The sequence below is a fragment of the Thioalkalivibrio sp. genome, from assembly GCF_041690275.1.
In the GTDB taxonomy this organism is placed as follows: Bacteria; Pseudomonadota; Gammaproteobacteria; order Ectothiorhodospirales; family Ectothiorhodospiraceae; genus Thioalkalivibrio.
In genome coordinates, this window is sequence record NZ_JAWLHP010000119.1 from 1 (window position 1) to 3,363 (window position 3,363).

The 3,363-nt window shown below is 70.2% G+C and carries 4 protein-coding genes; 3 read left to right on the forward strand and 1 reads right to left on the reverse strand.

Annotation, left to right across the window (positions count from 1 at the left end; genetic code table 11):
* Positions 1-256: 256 nt before the first annotated feature.
* Complete coding sequence (locus ACESMN_RS13560; protein ID WP_373054140.1) at positions 257-487, reverse strand: hypothetical protein; 231 nt, start codon at positions 485-487, stop codon at positions 257-259.
* Positions 488-614: 127 nt separating this feature from the next.
* On the opposite strand from ACESMN_RS13560, the gene coaD reads away from it, so the two are divergent.
* Genes coaD through ggt form a run of 3 tightly spaced genes read left to right on the forward strand, consistent with a single transcriptional unit; the run spans position 615 to position 3,181 of the window.
* Positions 615-1,100: a pantetheine-phosphate adenylyltransferase gene (gene coaD, locus ACESMN_RS13565; protein ID WP_373054141.1), complete on the forward strand. Its 486-nt coding sequence runs from the start codon at positions 615-617 to the stop codon at positions 1,098-1,100.
* 45 nt (positions 1,101-1,145) lie between these two features.
* The gene (locus ACESMN_RS13570) at positions 1,146-1,394 is read left to right on the forward strand and encodes a YfhL family 4Fe-4S dicluster ferredoxin (protein WP_373054142.1); all 249 of its coding nucleotides are present in this window, start codon (positions 1,146-1,148) and stop codon (positions 1,392-1,394) included.
* 38 nt (positions 1,395-1,432) lie between these two features.
* A complete protein-coding gene (gene ggt, locus ACESMN_RS13575; protein ID WP_373054143.1) occupies positions 1,433-3,181 on the forward strand; it encodes a gamma-glutamyltransferase in 1,749 nt (582 codons plus the stop codon).
* The last annotated feature ends 182 nt before the right edge of the window (positions 3,182-3,363 follow it).

The window sequence follows — 3,363 nt, forward strand, 5'->3', positions numbered from 1 at the left end:
CCGCGGCCGGGGATGGTGGGCCCGCTGCGCTTGGCCCACCCTACGCCCAGGCGCGGCTCGCGCCCGGGGGCGCCGCGGCCGGGGTGGTGGGCGCGCTGTGCTTGGCCCACCCTACACCCGAGTGCGGCTGTGGACGCGGGCCGTAGGGTGGGCAAAACGAAGTGTGCCCACCACGGACCACCGCGGCCGGGATGGTGGGCGCGCTGCGCTTGGCCCACCCTGCGCCGAAGGGCGGCTCGCGCCCGGGGGCGCCGCGTCAGCCGCCCGTGCGGCGCTGGAGCACGGCGTCGGCGTGCTTCAGCACCATGCCGAGGTTGGCCTTCTCCACCTGGGTGACCAGCGGATCCTGCTCGACCGCCGCGCGCAGATGCGCCTGTAGCTGGCGGAGCTCATCGAGCGTGATCGTCTCGAGGCTGAACCCGCTGCCATAGCGGACCTCGAGCGCGTCCCAGTAATCCGCCAGTGGCGGGCGGTAGTCGTCCTGCATGCATTTCCCCCGAGCCTGTGGCGTGCCGTCGCCGGTCTGTCCGCCTGAGTGATTTCGGTTAAGCTACCGATCGCGGCGATACCCGCCGCGAACGCCGTCTACGTCAGCCTCTCATCCTACCTGCCCTATGCACCTCACCGCGATCTACCCCGGGACCTTCGATCCCATCACTCACGGGCACGCCGATATCGTGCGCCGGGCCTCGCAGCTGTTCGGGCGCATCGTGGTTGCGGTCGCGGAGAGCCCGCAGAAGGAGCCGTCCTTCTCTCTGGAGGAGCGGGTCTCGCTCGCCAGGGCGGCGCTCTCGGATCTCGGCAACGTCGAGGTCCTCGGCTTCGGCAATCTGCTCGCGAGCTTCGCCCGGGAGCAGGGCGCCGCCGTGATCCTCCGGGGGCTGCGCGCGATCTCCGACTTCGAACACGAATTCCAGCTTGCCGCGATGAACCGCCAGCTGGCCCCGGAGGTGGAGACCATGTTCCTGACGCCGGCGGAGGAATACAGCTTCGTGTCCTCCAGTCTGGTGCGGGAAATCGCCCGACTTGGCGGAGACGTCTCAAACTTCGTGAGCCCCGCGGCCGTGCGGGCCCTGACGGAACGCTACGCCGACAGCTGACCGGCCGCGCCGCACGCCGTCGACAACCGATCCCGAGGTGCATCCATGGCCCTGATGATTACCGACGAATGCATCAACTGCGATGTCTGCGAGCCCGAGTGCCCGAATGGCGCGATCTCGCCCGGCGACGAGATCTACGTGATCGATCCCGCGCTGTGCACCGAATGTGTGGGCCACTACGATGAGCCGCAGTGCCAGCAGGTGTGCCCGGTCGACTGCATTCCCCTGGACCCCGATCACGAGGAGACGCGGGAAGAGCTCATGGCCAAGTACGAACGACTGACCGCGGACTGAGCGGCCGATGATTCACCGGCGCCCGGGCTGACCTCCCGATGATTGACCCCTCGCCGCTCGGGCGCGCGTGGCTCGCGCCCCGCCTCTCGCTGTTTTTCGCGCTGCTGCTGTTCGCGGGCCAGTCGCTGCAGGCCGGTCCCGGCCAGCACGCCGTTGCATCGGCCCACCCGCTGGCGACCGAGGCCGGAGAGGAGATCCTCGCCGCCGGGGGCAACGCCTTCGATGCCGCGGTGGCCATCACTGCCGCCCTCGGCGTGGTCGAACCGCAGGGCTCGGGACTGGGGGGCGGGGGATTCTTCCTTCTGCACCGGTCCGACGACGCCCATTCGGTGATGGTGGATGCGCGCGAGATGGCGCCGGCCGCGGCGCACCCGGACCTCTATCGGGACGCGGATGGCGAGGTGATTCCGGGACTGTCGCTGGACGGTCCGCTTGCCGCGGCGATTCCCGGCATGCCGGCCGCGCTGGAACACCTGGCCACGCACTACGGAAGGTTGAGCCTCGAGGAGAGCCTCGCGCCCGGGATCCGGCTGGCCGAGGACGGCTTTCCGGTGGATGCCACCTTCCTGCAGATGGCCGGCTTCCGCCTGCCGGCGCTGCATGACGGGGCCGATGCGGCCCGTGTCTTTCTCCGGGGCGGGGACCTGCCGGAGGAGGGCGAATCCATCGCGCAGCCCGATCTCGCGGCCACGCTGAGACAACTGGCCGATCGCGGCCGGGCGGGCTTCTACCGGGGCGAGATCGCGCAGCGCCTGGTCGAGGGCGTGCGTGCGGCCGGCGGCATCTGGACCCTGGAAGATCTCGCGGACTACGAGCTCGTGGAACGTGAACCGGTGGTGCTGCACTATCACGGGGCGCGGATCGTCAGCGCATCGCCGCCGTCCTCGGGCGGCGTTGCGATCGGGCAGATGCTGAACATCCTCGCCGCGGGGGGAGACGGTCATGGCGACGACGAGGCCCAGCGGGTGCATCTGCTGGTCGAGGCCATGCGCAGGGCCTACCGCGACCGGGCCCTTTACCTGGGCGACCCCGATCACGTGGATATTCCGGTCGCGCGTCTCCTCTCCGGCGACTACGCCTCCAGGTTGCGCGCGGACATCGACCCCGACCGTGCCACGCCCAGCTCCGCGCTGCCGCTGGACGCCGACGCGGTACCCGGCCCAGAAGCGCCCGCCGCGGACCGCGAGAGCGCGCAGACGACCCACTTCTCGGTGATGGATGCCGCCGGAAACCGGGTCGCGGCGACCATCACGCTCAACTATCCCTTCGGTTCGGGATTCATGCCGCCGGGCACCGGCGTGCTGCTGAACAACGAGATGGACGACTTCGCCGCCCGTCCCGGGGAGCCCAACGCCTACGGGCTGATCGGCTTCGAGGCGAACGCGATCCATCCCCGGCGCAGGCCGCTGTCGAGCATGAGCCCGACCTTCGTGGAGACCGAGGACCGGATTGCGGTGCTCGGAACACCCGGAGGCAGCCGCATCATCACCATGGTGTTGCAGGGCATCCTGGCCATCCTGGACGGTGCCGATGCCGAAGAGGTGGTGCGGTCCCGCCGCTTCCACCACCAGTACCTGCCGGATGAGATCGAGTACGAGACCACAGCGCTGGACCCCAGGGTGCAAGTCGAACTCGCCCGCCGTGGCCACACGCTGTCGCCGCAGCTGAGCCCCTTCGGCGATATGCAGGCGATCATCTGGGACCGCGCCCACGACCGCCTCGAGGCGGCATCCGATCCGCGCGGCAACGGATCCGCGGTCGTGTTCACGCCCGCGCCCGGTCGCTGAACACCACTCCCGGCTTGGTGGGCACACTTCGTTTTGCCCACCCTACCCCCCGGTAGGGTGGGCCCACCACAGCCCCCGCCCGCATCCACCCCCACCCCGGTAGGGTGGGCCAAGCGCAGCGGGCCCACCACAGCCCCCGCCCGCATCCACCCCCCACCCCGTAGGGTGGGCCAAGCGCAGCG